Annotated in this window: 27 protein-coding genes and 1 riboswitch; of the genes, 12 read left to right on the top strand and 15 right to left on the bottom strand. The window is 69.2% G+C overall.

Going from position 1 to position 25,268, the window contains the following annotated elements; genetic code table 11:
- Positions 1 to 96: 96 nt before the first annotated feature.
- Together thrS and RF640_RS13455 are read left to right on the top strand one after the other, a co-directional pair.
- Entirely contained in the window at positions 97 to 2,214 is a 2,118-nt protein-coding gene (thrS, locus tag RF640_RS13450; protein WP_052133061.1) for a threonine--tRNA ligase, read from the top strand.
- Complete coding sequence (locus tag RF640_RS13455) at positions 2,211 to 2,789, top strand: HIT domain-containing protein (protein WP_017834420.1); 579 nt, start codon at positions 2,211 to 2,213, stop codon at positions 2,787 to 2,789. Before thrS ends, RF640_RS13455 begins: the two co-directional genes overlap by 4 nt.
- 49 nt (positions 2,790 to 2,838) lie before the next feature.
- Here the strand turns inward: RF640_RS13455 and RF640_RS13460 are convergent, their stop codons facing one another.
- Positions 2,839 to 4,926, bottom strand: a complete 2,088-nt coding sequence (locus RF640_RS13460; RefSeq protein WP_109222902.1) for a M3 family metallopeptidase — start codon at positions 4,924 to 4,926, stop codon at positions 2,839 to 2,841.
- Positions 4,927 to 5,128: 202 nt separating this feature from the next.
- Between RF640_RS13460 and RF640_RS13465 the strand changes: the two genes are divergently transcribed.
- The 3 genes from RF640_RS13465 to RF640_RS13475 all read left to right on the top strand — a co-directional run bounded on the left by RF640_RS13465 (position 5,129) and on the right by RF640_RS13475 (position 7,343).
- Positions 5,129 to 6,265, top strand: coding sequence for a lycopene cyclase family protein (locus RF640_RS13465; protein WP_158279244.1), 1,137 nt, complete (start codon positions 5,129 to 5,131; stop codon positions 6,263 to 6,265).
- Positions 6,266 to 6,611: 346 nt separating this feature from the next.
- Positions 6,612 to 7,151 carry a GAF domain-containing protein gene (locus RF640_RS13470; protein ID WP_146202133.1) on the top strand — a complete coding sequence of 180 codons (540 nt, stop codon included), beginning with the start codon at positions 6,612 to 6,614 and terminating at the stop codon, positions 7,149 to 7,151.
- A 12-nt stretch (positions 7,152 to 7,163) separates the two neighbouring features.
- A complete protein-coding gene (locus RF640_RS13475) occupies positions 7,164 to 7,343 on the top strand; it encodes an ANTAR domain-containing protein (protein WP_368828156.1) in 180 nt (59 codons plus the stop codon).
- Between the two features lie 25 nt (positions 7,344 to 7,368).
- Here RF640_RS13475 and RF640_RS13480 read toward each other — a convergent pair whose 3' ends face one another.
- Both RF640_RS13480 and RF640_RS13485 read right to left on the bottom strand, forming a co-directional pair.
- Positions 7,369 to 7,698 carry a hypothetical protein gene (locus RF640_RS13480; protein WP_176337466.1) on the bottom strand — a complete coding sequence of 110 codons (330 nt, stop codon included), beginning with the start codon at positions 7,696 to 7,698 and terminating at the stop codon, positions 7,369 to 7,371.
- A gap of 14 nt (positions 7,699 to 7,712) precedes the next feature.
- Complete coding sequence (locus tag RF640_RS13485; protein ID WP_035929044.1) at positions 7,713 to 8,444, bottom strand: GAF and ANTAR domain-containing protein; 732 nt, start codon at positions 8,442 to 8,444, stop codon at positions 7,713 to 7,715.
- 296 nt (positions 8,445 to 8,740) lie between these two features.
- On the opposite strand from RF640_RS13485, the gene RF640_RS13490 reads away from it, so the two are divergent.
- Together RF640_RS13490 and RF640_RS13495 are read left to right on the top strand one after the other, a co-directional pair.
- Entirely contained in the window at positions 8,741 to 9,106 is a 366-nt protein-coding gene (locus tag RF640_RS13490) for a hypothetical protein (RefSeq protein ID WP_035929040.1), read from the top strand.
- Complete coding sequence (locus RF640_RS13495; RefSeq protein ID WP_158279243.1) at positions 9,103 to 9,741, top strand: NAD(P)-dependent oxidoreductase; 639 nt, start codon at positions 9,103 to 9,105, stop codon at positions 9,739 to 9,741. The genes RF640_RS13490 and RF640_RS13495 overlap by 4 nt, the downstream gene beginning before the upstream one ends.
- 496 nt (positions 9,742 to 10,237) lie before the next feature.
- On the opposite strand, the gene RF640_RS13500 is transcribed toward RF640_RS13495, so the two are convergent.
- Positions 10,238 to 10,663, bottom strand: a complete 426-nt coding sequence (locus RF640_RS13500; RefSeq protein ID WP_035929032.1) for a hypothetical protein — start codon at positions 10,661 to 10,663, stop codon at positions 10,238 to 10,240.
- A 294-nt stretch (positions 10,664 to 10,957) separates the two neighbouring features.
- Here RF640_RS13500 and RF640_RS13505 point away from each other — a divergent pair, with 294 nt between their 5' ends.
- Positions 10,958 to 11,551 (top strand): recombinase family protein, encoded by a 594-nt coding sequence (locus tag RF640_RS13505; RefSeq protein WP_047803060.1) that lies wholly within the window; start codon positions 10,958 to 10,960, stop codon positions 11,549 to 11,551.
- Positions 11,552 to 11,561: 10 nt separating this feature from the next.
- Here the strand turns inward: RF640_RS13505 and RF640_RS13510 are convergent, their stop codons facing one another.
- Positions 11,562 to 12,614, bottom strand: coding sequence for a cation diffusion facilitator family transporter (locus RF640_RS13510; RefSeq protein WP_368828151.1), 1,053 nt, complete (start codon positions 12,612 to 12,614; stop codon positions 11,562 to 11,564).
- Between the two features lie 56 nt (positions 12,615 to 12,670).
- Here RF640_RS13510 and RF640_RS13515 point away from each other — a divergent pair, with 56 nt between their 5' ends.
- The gene (locus RF640_RS13515; protein ID WP_047803062.1) at positions 12,671 to 13,045 is read left to right on the top strand and encodes a metalloregulator ArsR/SmtB family transcription factor; all 375 of its coding nucleotides are present in this window, start codon (positions 12,671 to 12,673) and stop codon (positions 13,043 to 13,045) included.
- A 693-nt stretch (positions 13,046 to 13,738) separates the two neighbouring features.
- Positions 13,739 to 14,890 (top strand): heparan-alpha-glucosaminide N-acetyltransferase domain-containing protein, encoded by a 1,152-nt coding sequence (locus RF640_RS13520; protein ID WP_229588155.1) that lies wholly within the window; start codon positions 13,739 to 13,741, stop codon positions 14,888 to 14,890.
- Positions 14,891 to 14,997: 107 nt separating this feature from the next.
- Here the strand turns inward: RF640_RS13520 and RF640_RS13525 are convergent, their stop codons facing one another.
- From RF640_RS13525 to RF640_RS13540, 4 genes are all read right to left on the bottom strand, one after another.
- The gene (locus tag RF640_RS13525) at positions 14,998 to 16,077 is read right to left on the bottom strand and encodes a sensor histidine kinase (protein ID WP_368828152.1); all 1,080 of its coding nucleotides are present in this window, start codon (positions 16,075 to 16,077) and stop codon (positions 14,998 to 15,000) included.
- Positions 16,078 to 16,142: 65 nt separating this feature from the next.
- Entirely contained in the window at positions 16,143 to 16,862 is a 720-nt protein-coding gene (locus RF640_RS13530) for a response regulator transcription factor (protein ID WP_176337449.1), read from the bottom strand.
- A 563-nt stretch (positions 16,863 to 17,425) separates the two neighbouring features.
- Positions 17,426 to 18,136: a DUF305 domain-containing protein gene (locus RF640_RS13535; RefSeq protein ID WP_368828153.1), complete on the bottom strand. Its 711-nt coding sequence runs from the start codon at positions 18,134 to 18,136 to the stop codon at positions 17,426 to 17,428.
- Between the two features lie 318 nt (positions 18,137 to 18,454).
- Complete coding sequence (locus RF640_RS13540; protein WP_047803065.1) at positions 18,455 to 19,117, bottom strand: C40 family peptidase; 663 nt, start codon at positions 19,115 to 19,117, stop codon at positions 18,455 to 18,457.
- Positions 19,118 to 19,122: 5 nt separating this feature from the next.
- Positions 19,123 to 19,313, bottom strand: a riboswitch (cyclic di-AMP (ydaO/yuaA leader).
- Between the two features lie 600 nt (positions 19,314 to 19,913).
- Here RF640_RS13540 and RF640_RS13545 point away from each other — a divergent pair.
- Together RF640_RS13545 and RF640_RS13550 are read left to right on the top strand one after the other, a co-directional pair.
- Positions 19,914 to 20,324 (top strand): four-helix bundle copper-binding protein, encoded by a 411-nt coding sequence (locus RF640_RS13545; protein WP_047803066.1) that lies wholly within the window; start codon positions 19,914 to 19,916, stop codon positions 20,322 to 20,324.
- Between the two features lie 224 nt (positions 20,325 to 20,548).
- The gene (locus RF640_RS13550) at positions 20,549 to 21,256 is read left to right on the top strand and encodes a DUF305 domain-containing protein (protein WP_047803067.1); all 708 of its coding nucleotides are present in this window, start codon (positions 20,549 to 20,551) and stop codon (positions 21,254 to 21,256) included.
- 71 nt (positions 21,257 to 21,327) lie between these two features.
- Here RF640_RS13550 and RF640_RS13555 read toward each other — a convergent pair whose 3' ends face one another.
- The 6 genes from RF640_RS13555 to RF640_RS13580 form a co-directional block, all read right to left on the bottom strand.
- Positions 21,328 to 22,662 (bottom strand): APC family permease, encoded by a 1,335-nt coding sequence (locus tag RF640_RS13555; protein ID WP_075872539.1) that lies wholly within the window; start codon positions 22,660 to 22,662, stop codon positions 21,328 to 21,330.
- 89 nt (positions 22,663 to 22,751) lie between these two features.
- Positions 22,752 to 22,847 carry a hypothetical protein gene (locus RF640_RS13560; RefSeq protein WP_331457110.1) on the bottom strand — a complete coding sequence of 32 codons (96 nt, stop codon included), beginning with the start codon at positions 22,845 to 22,847 and terminating at the stop codon, positions 22,752 to 22,754.
- A 98-nt stretch (positions 22,848 to 22,945) separates the two neighbouring features.
- Positions 22,946 to 23,017 (bottom strand): multicopper oxidase domain-containing protein, encoded by a 72-nt coding sequence (locus tag RF640_RS13565; protein ID WP_368828157.1) that lies wholly within the window; start codon positions 23,015 to 23,017, stop codon positions 22,946 to 22,948.
- A gap of 121 nt (positions 23,018 to 23,138) precedes the next feature.
- Positions 23,139 to 23,402 (bottom strand): SHOCT domain-containing protein, encoded by a 264-nt coding sequence (locus RF640_RS13570; RefSeq protein ID WP_047804183.1) that lies wholly within the window; start codon positions 23,400 to 23,402, stop codon positions 23,139 to 23,141.
- 73 nt (positions 23,403 to 23,475) lie between these two features.
- A complete protein-coding gene (locus tag RF640_RS13575; protein WP_047804184.1) occupies positions 23,476 to 24,147 on the bottom strand; it encodes a DUF305 domain-containing protein in 672 nt (223 codons plus the stop codon).
- A gap of 38 nt (positions 24,148 to 24,185) precedes the next feature.
- Positions 24,186 to 25,268, bottom strand: a 1,083-nt coding sequence (locus RF640_RS13580; protein WP_368828155.1) for an HAD-IC family P-type ATPase, incomplete at its 5' end; no start/stop codon positions are given.

Below are 25,268 nucleotides of genomic sequence, written 5' to 3' on the forward strand. Positions count from 1 at the left end.
GGTACCATCGATGCAGTGCGCGCCGCCCGCCGGTGCCGCTGCCACGCGCCCCCCGTACCGGTGCGTGCCGATCCCGACCCGAGGAGCACCTTCCCCATGACCACCGTGCCCGAGCACCAGCCCGAGTCCGCCCCCCTCACGATCACCGTCGACGGCGAGCAGCGCACGGTGGGGACTGGGACGTCCGCCGCGGACCTGTACCGCGAGGACCGCTCCGTGGTGGTGGCCCGGGTCAACGGCGTGCTCAAGGACCTCGCCACCGGGCTGGCCGACGGGGACGCCGTGGAGAGGGTGCTGATCTCCGAGCCCGAGGGCCTCGAGGTGCTGCGCCACTCCGCCGCCCACGTCATGGCCCAGGCCGTGCAGCAGCTGCACGAGGACGCCAAGCTCGGCATCGGCCCGTACATCACCGACGGCTTCTACTTCGACTTCGACGTCGAGCAGGCGTTCACGCCCGAGGACCTCAAGGCCATCGAGAAGCGGATGCAGCGGATCGTGAACTCCACCCAGTCCTTCCGCCGCCGTGCGGTGAGCGAGGAGGAGGCCCGCGCCGAGATGGCGGACGAGCCGTACAAGCTCGAGCTCATCGGCCTGTCCCAGGGCCCCGGCTCCGGCGCGGACGTGGACGCCGCCGCGGAGGGCGCCTCCGTGGAGGTCGCCGCCGGCGAGCTGACGATCTACGACAACGTGGACCGCAAGACCGGGGAGACGGTCTGGAAGGACCTGTGCCGCGGCCCGCACCTGCCGGACACCAAGCTGATCGGCAACGGCTACGCCCTGATGCGCTCGGCCGCGGCCTACTGGCGCGGTTCCGAGAAGAACAAGCAGCTCCAGCGCATCTACGGCACCGCGTGGCCGTCCAAGGAGGACCTCACCGCGTACAAGAACCGCCTCGCCGAGGCGGAGCGGCGCGACCACCGCCGGCTCGGCTCGGAGATGGACCTGTTCTCCTTCCCCGACGAGCTCGGCTCCGGCCTTCCGGTGTTCCACCCCCGGGGCGGGATCATCCGCAAGACCATGGAGGACTACTCCCGGGAGCGCCACACGGAGGCCGGCTACGAGTTCGTCTACACCCCGCACATCACCAAGGGCCACCTCTACGAGGTCTCCGGCCACCTCGACTGGTACCGCGAGGGCATGTTCCCCGCGATGCACGTGGACGAGGAGCGGGACCCGCAGACCGGGGAGCTGACCAAGCAGGGCCAGGACTACTACCTGAAGCCCATGAACTGCCCGATGCACAACCTCATCTTCCGCTCCCGGGGCCGCTCCTACCGGGAGCTGCCGCTGCGCCTGTTCGAGTTCGGGCAGGTCTACCGGTACGAGAAGTCCGGCGTGGTGCACGGCCTGACCCGGGTGCGGGGCATGACCCAGGACGACGCCCACATCTACTGCACCCGGGAGCAGATGAAGGCGGAGCTGACCACCACGCTCGGCTTCGTGCTGGACCTGCTCAAGGACTACGGGCTGGACGACTTCTACCTCGAGCTCTCCACCAAGGACCCCGAGAAGTTCGTGGGCTCGGACGAGCTCTGGGAGGAGGCCACGAACACCCTCGCCGAGGTCGCGGCCGAGTCCGGGCTGGACCTGGTCCCGGACGCCGGCGGCGCCGCGTTCTACGGCCCGAAGATCTCGGTGCAGGCCAAGGACGCGATCGGACGGACCTGGCAGATGTCCACCATCCAGCTCGACTTCAACCTCCCGGAGCGCTTCGACCTGGAGTACCAGGCCGCCGACGGCACCCGGCAGCGGCCCGTGATGATCCACCGTGCCCTGTTCGGCTCCGTGGAGCGGTTCATGGGGGTGCTCGTGGAGCACTACGCCGGGGCGTTCCCGGCGTGGCTGGCCCCCGTCCAGGTCGTGGCCATCCCGGTGGCCGAGGCCTTCAACGACTACCTGCAGGGCGTGGTGGACACGCTCCGGGCCCGCGGCGTGCGCGTGGAGCTCGACGCCGGCTCGGACCGGTTCCCCAAGAAGATCCGCACCGCCTCCAAGGAGAAGGTCCCGTTCGTGCTCATCGCGGGCGGGGAGGACGCCGAGGCGAACGCCGTGTCCTTCCGCTTCCGCGACGGCTCCCAGGACAACGGCGTCCCCGTCGGCGAGGCCGTGGAGCGGATCGTGGCGCACGTCCAGCGCCGGATCAACGAGGAGCCGACGGCCGCCGCCGCCGAGGACCCCCGCGCCGCCGCGGAGACGGCCGGGGTGGGGCAGTGACCGGTACGGCGCCCGACGCCGGGCCCCCGCACCACTGGATCCGCCAGGACGAGTTCGAGATCCCCGGGGTGCCCGACAGCTTCCAGCGGCTGTGGACCCCGCACCGGCTCGCCTACGTGCGCGGCGAGGACCCGTCCGTGCGGGAGGACCCCGGGTGCCCCTTCTGCAACGGCCCGCAGCGCGCGGACGAGGAGTCGCTGATCGTCCACCGCGGCGAGCACTGCTTCGTGATCCTCAACCTGTTCCCGTACAACCCCGGCCACCTCATGGTCTGCCCGTACCGGCACGTGGCCGATCTGACGGAGCTCGAGCCGGCGGAGCTGCGGGAGCTCACGGATCTGACCCGCACCGCGGTCGCCACGATCCGCGGCGTCGCGTCCCCGCACGCCTTCAACGTGGGCATCAACCTGGGGGCCGCGGCCGGCGGCTCCCTCTCGGGGCACCTGCACCAGCACGTGGTGCCACGCTGGAACGGGGACGCCAACTTCATGCCGGTCCTCGCCGGGACCAAGGCCATCATGCAGACCCTCGGGGACACCCGCCAGGACATCGCCGACGCCTGGCCCGCGGCCTGATCCGCGTCGTCGTCACACCCGGGGCGTCCGCCCCCGGGCGCCGCGGCGCTCAGCCGCGGGCGTCCTGGGCGGGAGCACCGCGCCGCTGGTGGACGAACTCCTCCCGCGGCTGGAGTCCGCGCCGCTCCAGCAGCGCGCCGAGGTGCGGGCGGCGTCCCAGCAGGGCCTCGAAGGCCTCCATCGGGGCGGTCTCGTTGCCCCGGGAGAGCACCTCCTCGGCGAAGCGCCGCCCGTTCTCCCGGGTCGGTCCGCCGCGGGACGCGAACCACTGCGCCGTGTCGGCGTCGAGGATCTCGGACCAGATGTAGGAGTAGTAGCCCGCGGAGTAGCCGCCGGCGAAGATGTGCTTGAAGTACCCGGTCCGGTAGCGCGGGGCGATGCCGTCCACGTCCACCCCGGCGCGGGCGAGCGCCTCCTGCTCCACGGTCCGGGGGTCCGGCAGCTCGGCGGGGTCCTCGATCCCGTGCCACGCGAGATCCAGGTAGGTCGAGGCGAGGTACTCGACGGTCCGGTAGCCCTGCCCGTGCGCGGACGCCTCCCGCAGGCCCGCGAGGGTCTCCTCGGGGATCGGCTCGCCCGTGCGGTGGTGGCGGGCGTAGTGCCGGAGCACCTCCGGGTGCAGCACCCACATCTCGTGCACCTGGGAGGGGTACTCCACGAAGTCCCGCGGCACCTTCGTCCCGGAGAACGAGGGCAGGTGCACGTCGGAGAGCAGCCCGTGCAGCGCGTGGCCGAACTCGTGGAAGACCGTCACCACCTCGTCCAGGGTCAGCAGCTTGGGCCTGCCCGCGGGCGGCCGGGTGAAGTTCGCGTTGTTGACGACGACGGGGCGCTGACCGGTCAGCCGGTTCTGGTGCACCAGCGATCCCATCCAGGCGCCGCCCTGCTTGGTGGGCCGCGTGAACCAGTCGCCCAGGAACAGCCCCACGCCGCGGCCCGCCTCGTCGGTGACCTCCCACACCCGCACCTGCGGCAGGTAGCCGTCCAGGTCGGGGCGCTCGGTGAAGACCAGCCCGTAAAGCTCCCGGGCGGTGCGGAAGATCCCGTGCTCCAGCACGGATTCCAGCTCGAAGTGCTCCCGCAGCGCGGAGGCGTCCACGGCGTAGCGCTCCCGGCGCAGCCGCTCGGCCCAGAACGGCCAGTCCCACGCCTCGATCGGGTGCCCGGCCAGCTGCTCGAGCTCCGCCCGCTCCTCGAGGGCGTTGCGCACGGCGGGGCCGGTGATCCGCTCCAGCATCTCGTGCACCGCCTCCTGGGACGGCGCTGTGTTCCCGGCCATGACGTGGTCGCCGTGGCTGCGGTAGCCGAGCAGCCCGGCCTGCTCCGCGCGCAGCCGGGCGATCCGGGCGGCCACGGGCAGCAGGTCCGTGCGGCTCTGCGAGCCCTCGCCGCCGTGCTCGCCGGTGCCGCGGTTGACTGCGGCCAGATGGATCCGCCGGCGCAGCGCGCGGTCCGTGAGCACCGACAGCACGGGCTGCACGGTGAACAGCGAGGGCGTGAGCAGGTACCGGCCCGGCATCCCGTTCTCGGCGGCCGCGGAGGCGGCGGCCTCGACGTCCGTGGGGGACAGCCCGTCCAGCTCCGCGCGGTCGTCGACGAACACGGCGGAGGCGTTGACCTCCCGGATCAGGTCGTTGCCGTAGCCGATGCTCAGCTCCGAGAGCTCGTCGTTGATCTCCCGGAGCCGCCGCTGGTCGTCCAGGGTCAGCTCCGCACCGGAGTTCGCGAACCAGGAGACGTACTCGTCCAGGGCGCGCAGCTGCCACGGCTCCAGGTCGGTGCGGTCCACCCGCCGGACCCGGGCGTAGAGCTCCTTGTTGAGCGTGAAGTCCGCCTTGTGCTCCGACAGCCGCGGGGCGAGCTCCTGGTAGATCCGCTGGATGCCCTCCGTGTTGTGCGCGGCGGTCAGCGTGAAGAAGACCGACTCGACCCGGTCCAGGGCCAGACCCCCGCGCTCGAGGGCCTCGATGGTGTTGGCGAAGGTGGGCGGGTCCGGGTCGGCCAGGACCGTCCGCACGCACTCGAGGTCCTGGGCCATCGCAGCCTCGAAGGCCGGCAGGAAGTGCTCCTCCTTGATCCGCCCGAAGTCGGGCAGCTCGTAGGGGAGCGGGCTGGGGCGCAGGAGTGGGTTGTCCAAGGGCCGGCTTCTGTCGTGGTGGGCGGACTGGTGCGACCAAGACTAGCCTCCCGTGCAACGGGTGTGGACGCGGGTGCCGCCGCCGATGACGACGTCGACGACCCCTGACGGATCGGCCAGACTGGACATCGCCCCGAGGGTCACTGACGGTTTCGGGAGTGGCCGCAGAGATGCCTGCGTCCGGAGAAGGAGTGCCTTGCTCATGACCCACCCAGCGAGGGAGTACGACGTCGTCATTGCCGGCGGTGGACTTGCCGGGCGCAGCCTCGCCTTCTTCCTGAGCCGGGAACCAGGGCTGTCCGGGGCGCGGATCCTCATCATCGACGACGCCGGAGATCGATACCCGCACCGCTCCCTGATCTACTGGCACGACGGCGCCCTCCCGTTGCCCCTGACGCCCGCAGCCACGTTCACGAACCTCGCGGTTGACGCAGGACCTGCCCAGCGGGTGCTGCCGCTCGAGCGCCACCGCCTGTGCCTCACCTCGTCACGGGACGTTTTCCGATGCCTCGACGACGTCATCGATGCCAACCCTCAGATCAGCCGTCTCGACGCACGGGTTTCACGAGTACGGGCTCATGCCGACTCGGTGGACGTGGCCCTCTCCGACAGCCGGCTCGTCACGGCATCCCACTGCTTCGACAGCACCTTGCCCCCCACCGGGATCACGGCACCACTGCTCATGTCGGGTGAGGTTCATCGGGTGCGGACTGCGCACGACTCCTTCGACCCGTCGACTGCCACCTTCATCGATTTCCGGTCCGGTGAGCACCACCCCGTGCACTTCCACTGCGTCCTGCCGCTCTCAGCCCGAGAAGCCGTCGTCGAAGTCACCCGGATCATGCCGGGGAGGACTCCCACCCCGGAATTCACGTTCGAGCAGGCAACGTCGGACTACCTGCGCAAGGTCTGGGGTGTGAACGAGTTCTCGTCGTTGTCCGTGGAGCGAGGGTCCATCCCCTTGGGCATCCGCCCCCGTTCTCCCCGCGGCCGCCATGTGCGCACCGGATGTCCCGCCGGGGCCGTCAAGGCCACCACGGGCTACGGCTTCACCCGGATCCTTCGTCAGACCCAGCACCTCGCCTCCACGCTGGCCTCCACCGGGTCACCCGACGCTCCCCGGCCGTCCCCACGCTTCCGCTGGTACGACAGGCCCTTGCTCAAGATGTGGGAACACGACCCCGAACACGCGGTGCACTTCATGAGAGCCGCATTCACCTCCGGCGATGCTGATCTCGTCCTCGACTTCCTCGACGAGCGGACCACGTTCGCACAGGAACGGGGGTTGCTCGGGTCCATGCCGGTCACGATGCTCCTGCAGCCGCGTCTCTGGATCTGAGCCCGTCATCAGGACCTCTCGTCCGGCCGAACCGGAACACCAACGGTCGGCACGCGGTCGCAACAGTTTCGACACCGGGGCACGGGGATCGCTGCGGGCCCCCGACGTCGTAGCACCCTGCCCGCAACGGGAGGTGGGGCTGTGCGCGGGTTTCGACGGCCGGGCATGTGCCGTTGAGCGCGCGGACGACGGCAGTCACGCTGTGGCGGTGTCCGGGATGGATAGACTTGGGGAGTGCTTCAGCAGTAAGCCGTGAAGAGTCCGGGGGTGCGTGGTCGCCACTGGACGTTTTTTGGGGGCAGTTATGACTTCTTCGGGCACGACGTCGTCGGCTGATCCTGCCGGCTTGGCCGAGATCGCCGATGCGGTAGTGGGCCTGGGAGAGCGGATGCGCAATGCAGCCTCCGACACCTTGGTGGAGGCGGTGATCGAGTACGCAGTGCAGACCCTGCCGGGGGTGCGATGGGCGAGCATCACCACGCTGCGCCAGGGAAAGTTCCGCACCCTGGCCACCACCGGAGAGACGGCGTGCGCGGCGGACGCGCTGCAGTACGAGCTGGGGGGCGGCCCGTGCGTGGACACCGTGCTGGAGGACAGCGTGCACTGCTCGCCGGATCTGGCCCACGACCCCCGGTGGCCGGTGTACGGGGCCCGGGCCGCCGCGGAGTTCGGGGTGCGCAGCGCCCTGGCCTACCGGTTGACCCTGGTGTCGGATCCGGAGCTGATCGCGGGACTGAACCTCTACTCCGACGTCACCGACGCCTTCGATGCGCACACCCAGTGGGCGGGCACGCTGCTGGCCACCCACGCCGGGTGGGCGGTGTCCATGGAGTTGAGCCGGCAGCGGGCCGAGAACCTGGAGGCCGCGCTGCGGTCCAATCGGTAGATCGGCACCGCGATCGGGGTGCTGATGGCCCAGCACAAGCTCACGCGGGACCAGGCCCACGAGCTGCTGCGGGTGGCCAGTCAGGACAGCAACCGGAAGCTGGCCGAGCTCGCCACCGAGGTCGTCGAGACCGGGGAACTCTCGCTGCCGCGCCGGCCCGCTCGTTCTGCACCGCGGTCCCGGGACCGCTGAGGTCACCTGCTCGTGCAGGGGCGCGTCAGGACTCCTCTGCGCTGTCCTGGTCCCGAGTGCTGTGCTCGTCCTGCCCGATGCCGTCCTGGTCGTCGTGGTCGAGCAGGTCCGAGGTCTGCGGGATCCGCTGGGGCCGCTGCTCGTCCAGGAGCTCGTTGGTGGCATGTGCCAGCAGATCGCGCTGCAGGACCGGCAGGGTCAGGGAGTGGTGGAGAAAGGCATCGACCTCCATCTCCCCGGCGTCGCCGCCGATGCTGAAGTAGTGCACCCACAGCTGCCCCACCTCGATCCCGGCGGCCTCGAGGGCCTGGCGCACCAGGTGGGCCTGCTGGCGGCCTGCAGCACTGTCGTCCATCGCCACCGCACTCCTCAGCTGGTCGTGTCCGCGGCTCGTTCCACGACCCGGCGCGCGATCTGCGCCAGCGGCCGGCCCTGGGCCTGAGAAGCGCCGATCAGCATCCGCCGAGCGGTCTCGTGATCGGTGGCGTGGCGCTCCATCAGCATCCCGGTGGCGGTCTCCACCGCGGTGCGGTTGGTGATGGCCTGTTGCAGCGAGGCGCTGAGCCGCTGTGGGGTGTCACTGCCCTGGGCCGCCCCGAGAAGGGTGCCGGCGGCGGAGGCCAGCAGCACCAGCTGCTGCTCCGCCCGGGCGCTGAACGCGTTCCCGGCGGTGGCGTAGATCTTCATCGCCCCCAGGCAGTTGTCCCGGTAGAGCACCGGGGCGCTGAGCACCGAAGCGATCCCAGCCCCGGCCGCCGTGCGGGACCACTCCGGCCACCGAGTATCCGCGGCGGTGTCCTCGAGGCGCTGAACGGACTCGGTGGCCCAGGCGCTCAAGCACGGGCCGAGCCCCAGCTCGTACTGGGCTGTGTCGGCGGTCTCCACCAAGGTGTCGGTGGCCGCGGTGGAGGTCCGGCGTCCGGTCTCGTCGATCAGCGAGACCCCGGCCCCGGCCGCGGAGTCGATCAGATCCCGGGCCGCCAGGGCGAGCTGGGCGGCAGCGGCCTGAGCTGATTCCTGGCTCAGCAACATCCCCTGGATCCGGGCGAAGACCGCGCTCAGATCGGTGGCGTCCGCTGCAGCAGCGGTAGTGGGTTCCATTGGGGGCTCCCCGGTCGGTCGGGCAATTCCTGGCCCATGCAGGACGCGCGAGCCAGGGGGTCACCCCGTGCAGGGGACCAACAGTGCTCGGCCGCCCCTCGTCCTCAACGATACGCCAGCAAGGATCCGCCGGAGCAACACCCGGACCGGCACGGCGTCCCCGATCACTGGTGCAGGGAGATGTCCGAGCAGATCCATTCCCCGGCTGTCGCGTCGGGAATGGTCTAGGCTGTGACGTGGTCGAACAGCCGGCCCCACCCTTCCTCTTCCCGGGGGACCGCCGTGAAAGATCTGCTGTGTCCGACCCCAAACTCTCTGTGCTGGTGCGCGTGGACCTCGACGGCCGGCGCCTGCGCCTGATCGTCACCGGGTGCCTGAGCGCCGCCAACCAACAGGCCCTGCACCCGGTCATCGAGCGGGCTCGTACCCTCACCCCCGCCGCGGAGGTCCTCGTCGACCTCACCGCGGGCGGTCCCCCAGAACCGGCGGCCGTGGCGCTGTTGCGCGCCGGCATCGACCAGCAGTGCCGCGATCGTCCCGGGGGGCGGGTGGATCTCGTGCTGCCGGAACCAGATGCAACCACCGACCAGCGGCCGCGGGCCGGTGGCGTTCTGCTCAGCGGGACCGGTCGGGCGGCACGTGCCGGGTGGGAGGCTCGGTGAAGGTCGTGGTGTTCGGGGCGGACACGGACGTCGGCCGTGAGACCGTCACGGACCTCGTCTTCCGGGGACACCGGGTCAGCGCCGTGCTCACTGATCCGGCCCAGGCACCGGCGGAGTGGGCCGACCGGGTGCACCTGCGCGTCGGGGACCCGTTGGACGCGGCCGTGATCGACGCGGCTGTGGCGGACAACGAGGTGGTGATCGACGTGCTGTGTGCCGAACGCAGCCGGCGGCGGCCGAACCTCACCGTGGACGCGACCCGCGCCATCGTGGACAGCATGGCTGGCCACGGGCGCACCCGGTACATCGGTCTGCAGCCGGCGACCCTGGTCGACCACACCCGCTACCCGGACACCTGGCGGCGGACCGCCCGGCTGCTCTGGCAGGGGTGGTGCCCCCAGCTGTGCCGGGAGGCGGCCGCCGACTTCCATGCCATCGCCTCCTCCGCACTGAGCTGGACGCTCGTGCGCCACGCGCCGCTGACGGACGGACCGGTACGCGGGGTCCGCCACGTCGGGATGACCCACCGGGACGTGGTGGGGCCCTCGATCACCCGCGCCGACACCGCCCGGTTCCTGGCCGCCCAGGCGCTGGAGACCACATACATCTGCGCCGCCCCGGCCATCAGCAATTGAACCCCAGCACCCCACGGGATTCGTGGTGGTGCTGAACCGCAGGCGGCGGCCGGGTCGTTCCGAGCGCCTGCCTCGTGTGGCGAGCACCACGACCGGACGCCTCCTCTCCTTCCCGCCAGGGGAGGGTGGTGAGCCGGCCGCAGCACCACGGACCTGACAGGGGGCAGCGCGTGGCTCGGAACGCTCCGGGCCCTGCGTCCGGGACGGCGGTGGAACCACCGTCCCCTGCTTCAAGCCGGCACCACTACGACCTCGGGCGCGACGCCGGGGAGGTGGAGATACAGGCCTACCTGTACGAGGCCCTGCACCTGTCTCGCCTCCAGCGCAATGTCCTCGACCGCGCCGCCCACGAGCTCAACATCTACAGACCTGCCTCGCAGATTTGCTCATCACGGGGTTGTGGTGGCACCGATTCCACAGCGCACACCCAAACCTGTCGACCAGTGCAGGGCCGGTGCAGGAAAGCGGCGGTGATGACGGGTGGCCAACGGCAGGGTCACCTGGGAATCTGCATGGTCTCCTCGTCGAGGTCCTCGAGCACCCACTCCGAGACCTGTCCGGCCGGGACGACGACCGTACCGGCTCGAGGCCGCTGGGCCTGCTGAGTCGGTGCGGGAACGTCATCGGCCTCGGCGATGTAGACGGCCAGCGCTGCCGCGTAGCCGCTCGCCAGGGCCGCCCTCCACGCAGGGTGGTTGGCGTAACCGTGGTGACCCGGATCGGGGCTGCGCAGCTCCAGCCATTGCGCCCGAGGCAGTGCAACAGAAGCGGGAGGGGGTATCCGACATTGATGCAGGATCCAGGTGACGTCGGCCCAGCGGCCGGCGGGAGTCTCCACCATGGGGTAGTAGGTGGCGATCCAGTGGGCGGGGGAATGGGGGCGCAGTTCGACTGCCAGAGCCCCGGAGACAGAGGATGTCATGCCTTTTTCCTGTTCACAGGTCAAGGATCGAGACGGCCGGGGCTGGACCGCGACGCCGGGTCGGGAGGGAACCCCGTCGGCGATATTCCAGAGTAACCACTGAGCTGATCACTCAGGAAGCAAACTGAACAAGATGACAGCGACTCGTTTCTCAAGCCATGGGATGCAAGACGTCTCGTCGCAAAAAACTGCACCCGCATGTTTCCGCGGTTCGGCCTGTCTCGCATCCTTGTGCTTTATCCATGCCTCTAGAATTCGATACTCAACGTTAGTTACGAGACAGATGAGGTGGACGTGGGGAAGCTCATCGGGTATGCCCGGGTATCGACACGGCAGCAGGATGCGGACCGTCAGGTATCCGACCTGCTACATGCCGGCGTGCGACGCGATGACATCTACATGGACAGTGGAGTGTCTGGAGGCCGTGCATCACGCCCACAGTTCGACAAAGCAGTGGCCGCCCTCGAAGAGAGCGACACCTTGGTCATCACCACGCTGGACCGGTTGGGGCGATCGACTCAGAACATGCTGAGCTTCGCCGAAGAGCTGCGGGGCACAGGTGCCGGGCTGCGGGTGCTGAACCTCGGTGGGGGAGACGTGGACACCGCGACCCCGATGGGTTCCATGGTCTTCACCGTCATGGCCGCCCTGGCGCAGATGGAGTTGGAGATCAAGCGGGAGCGGATCACCGACTCGGTGGCCAAACGGAGGGCCGCCGGTAAGGACCTGGGCGGGCGGCGTCAGACTTTCACCGACTCCCAGATCCGCAACGCCCTGCGCCTGATCGAGTCCGGGGAGCCGGCCACCCAGGTCGCTCGAGACCTGGGGATGTCGCGGGCGACCCTCTACCGGCGGATCCGGGAGCTGCCGCAAGCGAGGACCATCTGAGTCCGATGCGTCACGGGATCGTCCGGGAAGTGGTGGCTGTCTGGGCGGGGGTGACGTGGATGGTGGCCTGCTGCAGATGGGGGACGTGTAGGCGCAGGTGCTCCTCGACGGCGTGGGCGAGGTTGTGGCCGGCCTCCACGCTCAGGGTGTTCTCCACGGCGATCGCTACCTCGGCCTCCAGGCGGTGCCCGCTCCACCGGGCCCGTGTCCGGCCCACCGCTGCGACCCCGGGTACGGCGGCGGCCGTGCGCTCGATCAAGTCCAAGGTCCCGTCCTCGACGCCGTCCATGAGCCGGCGCACGACCGTGCGCATCGACCCGACCAGCACCGCGATGATCACCGCGGCAATGGCCAGGCCGATCACCGGATCCACCCACGGGAGCCCGAACCAGGCGCCGATGACCCCGAGCACCACCGCTAGGGAGGTCAGGGCGTCGGTGCGGGCGTGCTGGCCCTCGGCGATCAGCGCCGCTGAGCCGATGCGCCGCCCGGCCCGGATGCGATAGCGGGCCACGACCTCGTTGCCGGCGGCCCCGACAAGGGCGGCAGCCAGGACCCACCCGAGGTGGGTCATGTCCTGCTGGGTGGTCAGCGCCCGCAGTGATTCCCAGACGATCAGCGCGGCCGAGAGGGCGATCACGGCCCCGATGAGCAGCCCGACCAGGTCCTCGGCCCGCCGGAACCCGTAGCTGTAGCGCCGGGTGGGGGCCTGGCGGCCGAGGCGGAAGGCAATGATCAGCGGGATGGTCGTGGCCAGGTGCCCGAGGTTGTGCACGGTGTCAGCGAGTAGGGCCACCGACCCGCTGAGCCAGACGATGACGATCTGCAGCAGTGCCGTGGCCCCCATCCCGGCCAGGCTGATCCAGGCGGCGCGGATGCCGATGGAACTGGCCTGCTCAGCGGTCTGGATGGCCTCGGTGTGGTCATGGCTGTGCGGGATGAGGGCGTGCTTGAGCCGGGCCCAACCGCCGTGGTGCCCATGACCCTCATGGTGACCATGGCCATGGTCCTGGGAGTGGGTGGGAGAGTCGCCGTGTGCGGGGGTGGACCGGGCTGGTTTCACACTGGAAGCGTATCTACGTAGATACGAAGATACAAAGGCGCAGATAGCATGGTGCCGTGCACGACGAGCTGGTCCACCCTGCCCCCGATGATGAGCATGCCCGGATCGCTGCGGGAACCTTCCGCATGCTCTCCGATGCGACGCGGGTGAAAATCCTCTGGGCACTGTTCCAGGGCGAGTCCAGCGTGAACGCCCTGGCCGAGCTGGTCGGCGCCGCGCCCACGGCGGTGAGCCAGCACCTGGCCAAGCTGCGCCTGGCCGGATTGGTGGAGAGCCGGCGGCAGGGCACTTTCGCGTACTACTGGGCGACCGACACCCACGTGCACCGCCTGCTGGCCGAGGCGCTCTCGCACGCCGAGCACATCACCGGTGCCGCCCCGGCAGGCGCCCCGCACAGCTACCGCGCTACAGGCGCTGCTCGCAACGGGTGACCCACTCCATGTATCTCGCCGGGCGCGTTCGAGTCACAAAGCCGACGAGGGGGACTGCCGCACCGATAGGTGCACTTATCGGTGCGGCAGTCCCCTTTCGGCACTTGAAGGGGCCGTTCGTTGGCCACACGTCGACGCGGGGCCTATGGCAGTTCAAAGGTGACGGCGGGATGTGAAGTGGATTGTGGAGCTTCCCTCAAGACGACATGAAGATTCCCTGAAGCTTGCTCTGCTGGGTGCTCTACGTCCTGTTTTTCTGGGTCGATGAGGGCATAGTTTGCCAGTGAGAACACCCCGTTCTCATCCGTTCGTGCACGGACATTCGGGTGCCCCAGTATTCCTCCCCAGGGCTGGGGCGCCCGTCTTTAACGTGAAGGGGTGATCTGGCTCGGATCACAGGGTCCGACGGACCCCGGGCCACCTCGCGGGTCCTGCGCTGGGTCTCCCTTTCCTCGTTTCGTGCTTCGGTCGCACGGAGAAGCGCCTGCGTCGCCCATGGACCTTGGAGTCTTCATGGAACCTTGAGAATCCCGCGACGGGGACTCCAAGTGAGGCGTCCACCCTGGGACAGAGGGTCCCGGATGCACCGGGACCTTGTCGTTAACAGGGGGAATGATGAGTACTGGATCGAGGATGGGAGGGCATTTGCCGGCGGGTCTTGGAGACGCGGTGGTAAGGCCCACCCGCCGGTTGGTGGGGATCGATGCGGCCAGGGGGCTGGCGCTGATCGGGCTGATGGCCATTCATCTGCTACCGGCTTGGAACGAGGAGACCGGGGAAGCGAGCTGGTCGTGGCGGCTGTTCTCGGGGGACTCAGCGGCCCTGTTCGCCCTGCTGGCAGGGGTGGGGCTGGCACTGACCTCCGGGGGGCGGCACCCGCACGAGGGTAGGACGATGACCGCTGACCGGATCGGCCTGGTGGTGCGCGCGGTGCTGATCGCGATCGTGGGGTTGTGGATCGGGACGCTGATGTCGGAGGACCCGCCCGCTTACAACATCCTGATCTACTACGGGGTGTTCTTCCTGCTGGCGATTCCGTTCCTGCATGCAGGCCCGAAGGCCCTGTTCATCTCCGCAGTGCTTTTCGGGGTGGTGTCCCCGATGCTGATGCAGGGACTCCAAAATGCGTTGCCCGAATTCGTCTCCTACAACCCCACGTTCACGGATCTGCTCACGCAGCCCGGTGCCACGGCCTCCCAGCTGTTGCTGACCGGGACCTATCCGGCCCTGCCGTACATGACCTATCTCCTGGTCGGACTGGGGCTGGGGCGGTTGAATCTGCGCAAGACGGAGGTTCAAGCTCGACTGGTGGTGGTGGGCGTGGGGCTGGCGATCTTCGCCCAGACCACTTCCTATGTCCTGCTCTATGCCTTGGGTGGTTACCAGCGGCTGCTGGATGCCTCCTCAATGGGCGAGCACGAGCTGGAGGATGTACTGGTCTGGGGGCCAGACTCGTTGCCCACGGAGACTGTGTGGTGGTTGGCGATCGCCACCCCGCACACCAACACCCCGCTGGCGATCGCGGCCAGCCTTGGGGTGAGCCTGGCGGTGCTGGGCGTCTTCCTGCTGATCGGCCCGAAGATCGGGGCATGGTTGTTACCGCTGTCGGCGATGGGCGTGATGACCTTGACCCTCTACACCGTCCACTTGGTGGCACTGTCCTTCGAGGCCCACTACGAGCTGCCCTACCTGTGGTTCATGGTCCACCTGGCGGTGGCGGCGCTGTTCGCGGTGGCCTGGCACCGGAGCCTGGGGCAGGGACCGCTGGAGAAGGTGGTCAGCACCAGCGTGAAAGGCACCCGCCAGCTGGTGCTGGGCAGGCCGGCCCAGGACAGCCACGGATAGGCTGTACCGGTAGCCACGACATGACGGGCCGTGCCCGCCGCAGCAGACGTGCTCTCTGCGGCGGGCACGGCCCGCCGCCGTCACGGAACGGTCTGGTGACGCTGGGGTCAGTCCGGGGGCGTGTGGCGGGGCAGGTGGATCCGGAAGCTGGTCCCGCGTCCGGGGCCGCCGCTGGTGGCCTCCAGGGTCCCGCCTTGGGCCTCGACCAGGGATTTGCTGATGGCCAGTCCCAGGCCTGAGCCCACGCGGTGGGCCTCCCGGCCGGTGTTGGCGCGGTAGAAGCGCTCGAACACGTGCGGGAGGTGCTCGGAGCCGATGCCTTCCCCGGTGTCGGTGACGGTGACAGTGACCGCCTCCGGGGTGTGGTCGGTGCGCACGGTGACGGCCCCGCCGGATGGGGTGTGGCGTAAGGCGTTCTCCAGCAAGTTGCCCAACACTTGTTCCATCCGCTCCTGATCGACCAGCACCGGTGTGACCTCCATGCCGGTGCTGATGGAGGTCACCGAGATGTTCTGAGCGGCGGCGTCCTGTTGGACGGCCGCGGCCGCCTGGGCTGCCAGCCGGCCCGGGTCCTGGAGGGTCAGCTGCAGATGGGTCATGCCTTCCTCGGCGGCGGTGAGCTGGCGGATGTCGCGGGCCAGTCGCTCCAGCCGGGCGATCTGGGCGTACAAGATGCCCGTGGTTCGTGCATCCCACTCGACCACTCCGTCCTCGATGCCCTCTAGATGTCCTTTGAGACTGGCCAGGGGGGTGCGCATCTCATGAGCCAGATCGGCCAGCATCTGGCGCCGGGTGGTGTCCACGGCGTCGAGCCTGGCCGCCATGTCGTTGAAAGACCCAGCCAGGGAGTCGAACTCCGCGCCCAGGCTGGTGGAGGTGACACGCACGTCGTAGTTGCCGGCAGCCACCTCCTGGGCGGCGGTGCTGAAGGAGACCAGGGACCGCCCGATCGTGCGGTAGAGGTAGAAGGTGAGCATCCCGGCGATGTAGAGCGCCGGGAGCCCCCCGATGGTCAGGGCGGTGAGGCTCACCGAGCGGAAGGCGTCCTCCAGGTGCACCAGTCCGGTGGCCTCATCGGCGTGGCCGGCCTCGATGAGCTCGTGATAGAACATGTTCGGCCCGACCAGCACCGCGGTGATCACCACGATGATCAGCCCGATGGCCAGCACTGCGGTCTGGGCTAGCATCAATCGCACCGTCAATGGGCTCCAGGACAAAGACCAGGCCCGGGTCCGGTCGGAGACGGCGGCGCTCATCGCCCGGTGCCCATCCGGTAGCCGATCCCGCGGATCGTGTGGATGAATGTCGGCCTGGTGGCTACGTCGCCGAGCTTCTTGCGGATCCGTCCGATGTGCACATCCACCAGGTGCTCGTCCCCGGTCCAGTGCGTGTCCCAGACCATCTCCACCAGCTGCCGGCGCGAGAGCACCAGTTGGGGGCGGGCAGCCAGGCACAGGAGCAGGTCGAACTCGATCCTCGTCAACGCCACCGGTTCCCCGCCCAGGTGCACCTGGCGGGAGTCCCCGTCCACCACCAGGTCCCCGATCACCAGCCCCTGGTCCTGGCCCGCCGGCTCCGGGACGGGTGCGGACTGGGTGCGCACCCGGCGCAGCATGGCCTGCACCCGGGCCACGAGTTCGCGCGGGCTGAACGGCTTGGTCACGTAGTCGTCGGCTCCCATCGACAGGCCCACGATCTTGTCGACCTCATCATCCCGGGCGGTGAGCATCAGGACGTGGCAGTCCGAGAAGGTCCGCACCTGACGGCACACCTCGATCCCGTCGATCCCCGGCAGCCCGAGGTCGAGCACCAGCACGTCCGGGGCGAAGTTCCGTACCGCGGCCACCGCCTCCGTGCCGTCGTGGCGCATCACGACCTCCAGCCCGGCCTTGCGCAGATAGTCCGCGATCAGCTGCGCGAGGTCGACCTCGTCGTCGACCACCAGCACACGTCCGGTGAGCGGATCCGTCATCTGTCCTCCCGGTACTGATCGCTGTGACATGAACACTGTGCTGCGAGCCCCAGCGTCCCAGGGCGACCGTGTCTGAGGCCTCGGAAACGAAACAGGGGGGTGGACTCGTCGTGGCCGGGCTCACCGGTGAACCGGTGGTCGCTGTGGCTAACGATCCCCTGCACCGGGCCGATGAGAGGGATATCGGACACTGAGAAGATCGCGTGTCGCCCCTCCACGAGCCCGGACAGACGCAACACGGCCGGGATCCGGCCACCACCACCGGGCGAGGGGACTCCGGTGGTCTCGGCCATCTCGGTGACGGTGCGCGCGCTGGAGGAACAGGACCCCAGGCGAGGGGGAGGGGGGCCGTGTCCTGAGGCAAGAGGGCGCGGTGCTGCCAAACCTACGGTTGGTCGGTGACCGTTCGGGGTGCTGCTGACTGCGCGAAGGGTGCGCGCCCATCGGGTGCCGCGTCGGGGATCACCGCACTGGACTGGACTGGCTGGAACGGGTCGACGGGGACCATGACATCCCGGTGTCGGCCCGTTCCAGTCGATGACGGCCCAGCTCGTGGTCCTGGATCAGGCCGCGAACCACTCCTCCAACCAGCCCTGCATGAGCTCGATCTCCGCCTGCTGGTCCTCGATCATCTTCTCCGCCATGGCTCGCAACTCGGGGTCGGTGCCCATCTGCAGCTCCATCTCGGCCATCTCGAGAGCCATCTGGTGGTGGGCGATCATCTCTTCGAGGAAGGCCTTGTCGAACTCATCCCCGGACCGTTTCGCCAGCTCTTCGAGGCTCATGCCGTCCATGCCGTCCATGCCGTCCATGCCGTCCATCTCGCCCATCATGGCGCCCTGCATGTCGGCATTCATGCTCTGGCCATGGCCGCCATGGCCATGGCCGTGGACGTGGTGCCCGTGGCCGTGGTGGTGGCCGTGTCCATGGTGGTGGTGTCCCGGGGTGTTCTCGGCGGCCAGCCGCTGGGCCGCTGCTTCCAGTTGCTGGATCTCCTCGGTCTGGGCCTCGATGATCTTCTCCGCCAGGTCACGGATTTCGGGACGCTCGGACTTCTGCAGGGCCAGCTCGGCCATGTCGGTGGCACCTTGGTGGTGGGGGACCATCATCACGGCGAAGTGGCGGTCGTGGTTCATGTGCCGCTCAGCGCCCGTCTGTGCGGAGGCGGAGGCAGGCTGGTGCGTCGGGGACGCGACCGCCGCGGTCGCCCCGGCACCGCTGAGGGCCAGCGCCAGGGCCGTCCCGGCGGCCAGGTGCTTGAACGTCGACGTCATGACGAATCTCTCTTTCGCAGCAGCCCGTACTGGACCTGCACATCGTGGTGTTTGCTCTGTTCAGCCTCGGGTCGAGGCGGACCGATCCATCCACGGTAGCCCCGCCGCAGCTGGCTTCGCCGGGCTGGGAGGGCTGGGCGGTAGATCTTCACTGAACCTTCAAGAGCGGGCCCATCAGGCGGCCAGATCGGGGTGTTCCCCGGCGGTGGATGGGTGCAGGCATCTCCGGTTCTGACCGACCGATCCTGGATGCTGATCAGGTGGGGGGCACACCCGCCGCCCGCCACGAGCGGCATTCGTGGCGGACGGAGGGTTGGCTCAGCGGAAGGTGACGTAGCCGACCGTCGGCATGGCATTCACGCTGTGCACGAAGGTGCCCTGGGTGGGATTCAGCGCGGAGATCATCTTGCCGCCACCAAGGTAGATCCCGATGTGGGCCCCGCCGTTCTGGACGACGAGGTCGCCAGGCTGCGGGTCGGTGGTCAGGGTGCCGGCCGCCCACTGCTGCTGGCTAGTGCGGGGGAGGTCGATGCCCTGCTGGGCGTAGACCCACTGGGTGAAGCCGGAGCAGTCCCAGGCGCCGAAGTCCGTGCCGCCCCAGACGTAACCGGTGCCGGCTCCCTGCATCGCTGTGCCCACGATCCCGGAGGCGCCGGTAATTTCGGTGATGTCCGCCGATTGGGTGGACACCGCCACGGCCGATGTAGCCTGCTCGGGCGCGGCCGGGGCCTGGGAAGAGGCGGTGGAGACGGTCTGCGGGGCGGCCGCGGGCTGGGAGGCCGCCGAGGTGTAAGTCGTCAGTGCGGACGCGGGGGTCGCGTAGGCGGGGGCGGTCTCTGCGGGGACCTCGGCGTAGGCCTGGGCCGGGGCGATGGAGCCGATGAGCACCGCACCGGCGGTGGCAGCGATCGTGGTGTTGCGCACGGCGTGAGAGGTGGTCTCGGCACGGTGGCGGGCAGCGTGGCGCTTGAAAACAGTCATGGGTGAGTTCCTCCCTTTGCCTACGAGGTGAGCTGTCGGATGCGGGTGGGAGACACCCGGCCGGCAGAGCGCACGCGCTCTGCCGGCTTAACCCCAAGGCCCCGGATCACCGGGACCGAAAATGGTTCCCCCGCTTCTGCCAAGCGATATCTCTTCAGGAACCTCGAGCACCGGCAGAATTCGGCGATGTGCACGAGGGCGCCGACCGGATCAGTCATCGGCACGCAGTGGACAGTAGCCCATCCATAACGAAAGTGTCACGTTTAGGTCACGGCCTGGATTCTCTCCTCAGTCGGGAGCGGGAAGCTGTGATTCCGGCCTCGGAAAAATACGCCCCGAGGAAGTGAAACCGTCACGCAGCAGGACCCGTCGCGTAGCTCACACCGGTCTTTCAAAGCGCTCTGACTAGGACACATGGCATGGTGGCGCGCGTTTCGCTGGACGCAGCCGACAGCGACAGGGCTCTGCAACCATGCGCAGTCTTCAGCGCGGGCCGGGCCAGCACCAAGATTGTTGGGGAGGATTTTCAAGGTGGCTCACAGTTTGGGAGGGCTTCGGAAGTGCCCTTCCGAGGCCTTAGGGCAGGGTTTCTTCATGAAATCTCCATATTCAGCCCGCTGCACCGATGTAGAGGCCAGGTAGTGAGGCGGGATCGCGGATTCTTGAGGCGTTGATCTTCATCAAATCTTCAAGCTTTCGGGTCGCGTCACACAGAATCGGCAGTTTACTGTCGATGACATGGCGGGCTGGCTCCGGCCGGTTCGTCTCCTCGACCGAACCGACGAAGGAGCAAGCCATGACCCATCACGTGAGCGCGATGCTGGAGACCTACCCGAAGGACCTCGGGGGAGTGGACCAGGGCAAGCTGGCGGCCTGTATCGAGGCCTGCTTCGAGTGCGCCCAGACCTGCACCGCTTGTGCCGATGCCTGCCTGTCCGAGGACATGGTCGCCGAGCTGACCAAGTGCATCCGCACCAATCTCGACTGCGCGGACCTGTGCGAGGCCACCGGGCGGGTGCTCTCCCGGCACACCGGCTACGACGCGAACATCACCTTGGACGCGATCCGGGTCTGCCAGATGGCGTGCAAGGCGTGTGCTGATGAGTGCGAGCAGCACGCGGACATGCACGAGCACTGCCGGATCTGTGCTGAGGCCTGCCGTCGCTGCGAGGCCGCCTGTGCGGCACTGGTCGCCTCCCTGGGCTGAGCCCAGACTCGCGCTGACCCACGGACGCCGATGACCGGCCTCCGTCGGTGAAAGAGGAGCCTGATGGGCTGATCGGGCGTGCCCGGATGCGGGTTCCCTCTTCCCCCCGCCCCTTGTTCAGTACAGCTCTGCCCGCGCGGTTTGTTCACGCGCAGGGTACGGGGCTGATGACCAAGCCGGCACCTCGGGGTCGAGCTCCTTCATTGCGGAAGAGAGACATCATCATGCGTTCCATCCAGTTCCCTGGCCGTCGCACGGCGGCCGCCGCCTCCACCGTTGTCGTCGCCACGGCCCTGTGGGGCGGGGCCAGCGCCCCAGTGTTCGCCCACGGACAGGTGACCACCCCGGTCTCGTCCCACGCCCAGGATCAGGCCCCGGAGGACATGCTCGGCCCCGATCCCACCTCCCCGACCGCCTACGAATTCGGTGAGACCCTGGCCGGTTTGGAGGGCGAGCAGCTGGAGGTCACTTTCCTGGCCGAGATCATTGGCCACCACCAGGCCGCGATCGAGATGGCCCAGCTGGAGCTCGAGCGCGGGACCAGCCCGGACATCCGCACCCACGCGGAGAACATCATCGCCAGCCAGCAGCACCAGATCGACCAGTTCACCACCTGGTTGGAGGAGTGGTACGGGTTGACCCCGGAAGAGGCCAAGGCTCAGGCCCCGGAGGAAGCACAGGAGGAGATGAAGATCCTGGAGGAGGAGACCCGGATGATGGTCGAAGAACTGGCCGCTGTTGAGGCTGGCGAGGACTTCGACGTCGCTTTCGTGCAGAAGATGATCCCGCACCACAACGGCGGGATCGTCGAGTTCCTCGAGCTGCAGTCCCGCGCTGATCATGCTCAGCTGCGGGTGGCCTCCAGCGCTGGGATCACCGCGCAACAGGCGCAGATCGCGGACTTCCGCACCTGGCTGGCCGGCCAGAACTGAACGAGCACGCTCATGGTGAGGGGCCCGTCCACCGACGGGCCCCTCACCGTGAGCCGGTCGCGCGACCGGCTTCAGGGGTGAGTGTGGGGCTGCTGCCCGGTGCTGTTCGCCCCGTCGCGCCGGCGGACGACGACCCACTGTGCGACGACGATGATCAGGGCCACCACGGCGGTGACCACCAGGGTGAACGGGTCCGACTGGGCCTTCAGCAGCACGAACGGCACGAGCACCGCGGCGTCGAGCAGGATCGCGATCCCGGGGATCCAGGGCTTGGCCCCGACATCGTCCTTGAGGTGGCGCAGGATGCCGAGGTGGATGGCGATGTCCATGGCCAGGTACAGGATGGCGCCGAGGGAGGCGATCTGGGACAGGTCGAAGAACGCGGCCATCAGCATCGCCAGCCCGGCCGTGATGTAGAGGGACTGGTGACCCTCCTGCCCCGGCAGCCCGGGGGCCTGGCCCATGTCGCGGAGCATGTCGTAGAGCTTCGAGACCGAGAACAGGCTCGCGACCAGTCCCGACAGCGTCGCGACGACGGCGATCACCACGGTCAGCGTCACACCCCAGGCGCCGAACATCGGCTCGGCCGCCTCGGCCAGGGCGTAGTCCCGGGCCGCCACGATCTGCGGCACGGTCAGGCTGCCGGTGACCGCGACGGTGATCAGCAGGTAGAGCACGGTGCATAGGGCGATGGAGATCATGATGGAGCGGCCGATGTTGCGCTGCGGCTGCTGCAGGTCCGCGCCCTGGTTGGTGATCGTGGTGAAGCCCTTGTACGCCAGGATGCACAGGGTGGTCCCGGCCAGGAAGCCCAGCCAGCCCGCCTCCGGTGGGGTGCGGTCGGCGGCGGTGAACAGCCTGCCCAGGGAGGACACCCCTGCCGCGAGGATGCCCGCGACCGCCAGCACGGCGATCCCGACGATCTTGATTGCCGCGGTCACCGTGGCGGAGCGCTCCACCCACCGGTTGCCCACCAGGTTGACCAGGGCGGCGGCCGCGATGGCCACCACCGCCAGCACCGGCACCCACACCGCGGAGTCCTGCAGGCCGAAGGGGCGCAGCAGGTAGGAGGCGAAGGTGCGGCCCAGCAGGGACTCGGCCAGGATCATCGACACGTACATGAACAGGGAGAAGGACCCGGCGAGAACCCCGGGGCCGTAGGCGGCCTTGAGTAGCATCGCGATCCCGCCGGAGGACGGGTTGGTGGCCGAGTAGCGGATGTAGGAGTAGGAGCTGAACGCCACGACCACGGCCCCGGCGAGGAACGCCCAGGGCACCCAGCCCCCGGCCAGCTCCGCGACCTGCCCCACGAGGGCGAAGATGCCCGCACCGATCATCACCCCCGTGCCCAGGGCGACGGATCCGGTCAGGGAGAGCTTCTGCTGCGTCTGCGTGCTGTCGTTCATGGGGAGCTGCACGTCCTTCCTGCCGGGGTGCGATCGTTTCTCGGCGGTGGGGTTGTCGGACAAGGTCGGTGGGTCGGGCCCACCGCCGCTCAGCGGACCTCGAGGGTGCCCATCATGCCGAGGTCTTCGTGGTCGAGGGTGTGGCAGCGGAAGACGGGGCGGCCGCCGAAGTCGTCGAAGGCCACCCGGACGGTGACCCCCCCCCGAAGGCCGGGATGTTGACCACGTCCCGCCACCGCGGTGCGGAGACGTCGCGGCCCTCCTCGGCCACGACCTGCAGGGGTCACACGTGCAGGTGCACCGGGTGGTCCAGGGGGCTGGAGTTGGTCAGGGTCCACACCTCCACGGTGCCCACCCGGACCCGCTGGTCGGTGCGCTCGGCGTCGTACCCTTACCCGTCGATCGTGAAGGACATCATGCGGCCCGGTCTTCCTCCGCCGCATCCAGGGACAGCTGCTGGCGGCGGCTCAGCGGGCTCACCGGTCGCCTTCTTCCAGGGTCCGTAGGCGTTCCCGGTACTCCTCGGTGTTGATCTCTCCGCGGGCGTAGCGCTCCTGGAGGATCTCCCGGGACCGGCGCGGGCCTGCACCCGTCGTCGGCGGCGCGGTGCCGCCCTGCCAGGTGCCGCCGCCCGAGCCGCTGGTGAACGCCTTCACCAGCACGAAGACCAGCACCACCGTGCCCCCGATGAGCAGGAGCCAGAACAGCCACATCCACCCCATGCCGTCACCCCACATCATGACGGGTTCCTTCCGTGGTAGTTGGCGCTGTTCCGGGGCCGCCCTGTAGCGGCCCCGGACGACCTGCGGAGTCTCAGGAGCCGCTGGGCAGGCCCTGGAGCAGGCCCTCCATCTCGGTGATCTCGGCCTCCTGGGCCTCGATGACGTCCTGGGCCAGGGCCACGGCCTGCGGGTTCTGCCCCTGCTCGACCTGGTCGCGGGCCATCTCGACCGCGCCCTCGTGGTGGGCGGTCATCTGCTCCAGGTACAGCCGGGAGGCCTCGGTGCCCTGGGCGTCCTCCAGGGCCTGCATGTCCTCCTCGCTCATCATCCCGCTCATCCCCGCCCCGGAGCCGTGGTCCATGCCCTCCATGCCGCCGGACTCCATCATGGGCTCCTGGCCCCAGGCCTCGAGCATGGCGTTCATGCGCTCGATCTCCGGGCCCTGGGCGTCGATCACCTGCTGGGCGAAATCGGCGACCTCGGCCGGCACCTCCTCCTTGGCCAGCAGCGTCTCGCTCATCTCCACGGCCTGCTCGTGGTGCGGGACCATCATCTGGGCGAACATCACGTCCGCGTCGTTGTGCTCTTCGGCGATCGGCTCCTCGGAGGCCGAGGTGGTGCTGGGGGTCTCGGGGGCGGCGGTGGCCGGGGCGGCGGTCTCCGCGCTCGTGCCGGTGTCCTGCTCGTCGGCGCCGGTGCCGCAGCCGGTCAGGGCCAGGGCGGAGGCCAGGGCGAGGGTGCTGAGGGCGGTGGTTCGCTTCATGGGGGTGTCTTTCTCTTCTTGTCGGTTGTGTCGGTGGGTCAGTGGGTGGGGGCAGTCGTGGACTGCTCGGCGGGACGGCGGTCCTCGGCGCTGACGGCGGCCAGATGGGCCGGGTCGAGGTCGAGGCGGCGCAGCAGCTGGGCGTTGAGCGCCACCACGATCGTGGACGCCGACATCAGCACCGCGCCCACGGCCGGGGACAGCACGATCCCGATCGGCGCGAGCACCCCGGCGGCCAGGGGCACGGCGACGACGTTGTAGCCGGCGGCCCAGACCAGGTTCTGGATCATCTTCCGGTAGCTGGCCCGGGACAGGTCGATCATCGACAGCACGGACCGGGGGTCGTTGCCGGCCAGGACCACCCCGGCCGACTCCATGGCCACGTCGGTGCCGGCGCCGATGGCGATGCCGACCTCGGCCCGGGCCAGGGCGGGGGCGTCGTTGACGCCGTCGCCGACCATCGCCACGGTCATCCCCCGGGACTGGAGCTCGGTGACCTTGGTGTCCTTGTCCTGCGGGAGGACCTCGGCGAAGACCTCGTCGATGCCCAGCTCGGCGCCCACGGCCTCGGCGACCTGCCGGGCGTCGCCGGTGATCATCGCCACGCGCACCCCCCGGTCCTGCAGGGCGGCCACGGCGGCGCGGGACTCGGGGCGGACCTTGTCCTCCAGGGCCAGGGCACCGATGACCGCTCCGTCCCGGAGCACGTGGAGGACCCCGGCGCCGCGGCTGGTCCACTCGTCCACGCCCGCCCGCAACGGCTCGGGGGTGTCCTGGTCGAGCTCGCGCAGCATGTTCGGCCCGCCCACCAGGACCTCGGCCCCGTCGACGGTGGCCTTCACGCCGCGGCCGGTGGCCGCGCGGAAACCGGTGCCCTGCAGGCCCAGCCGGGGGGCCTCGGGGTGCTCGGCGGCGGCGCGCACGATGGCCCGGGCCACGGGGTGCTCGCTGTCGGCCTCGGCCGCCGCCGCCCAGGCCAGCAGCTCACCCTCGGAGACCCCGGGGACAGGGGCCGTGCCGGTGACGGCATGCGCCCCTTCGGTCAGGGTCCCGGTCTTGTCGAAGAGCACCACGTCGATGGTGCGCATCCGCTCCAGGGCCAGCCGGTCCTTGATCAGCAC

It is taken from the genome of Kocuria sp. CPCC 205231 (genome assembly GCF_040980965.1).
Taxonomy (GTDB): domain Bacteria; phylum Actinomycetota; class Actinomycetes; order Actinomycetales; family Micrococcaceae; genus Kocuria; species Kocuria rosea.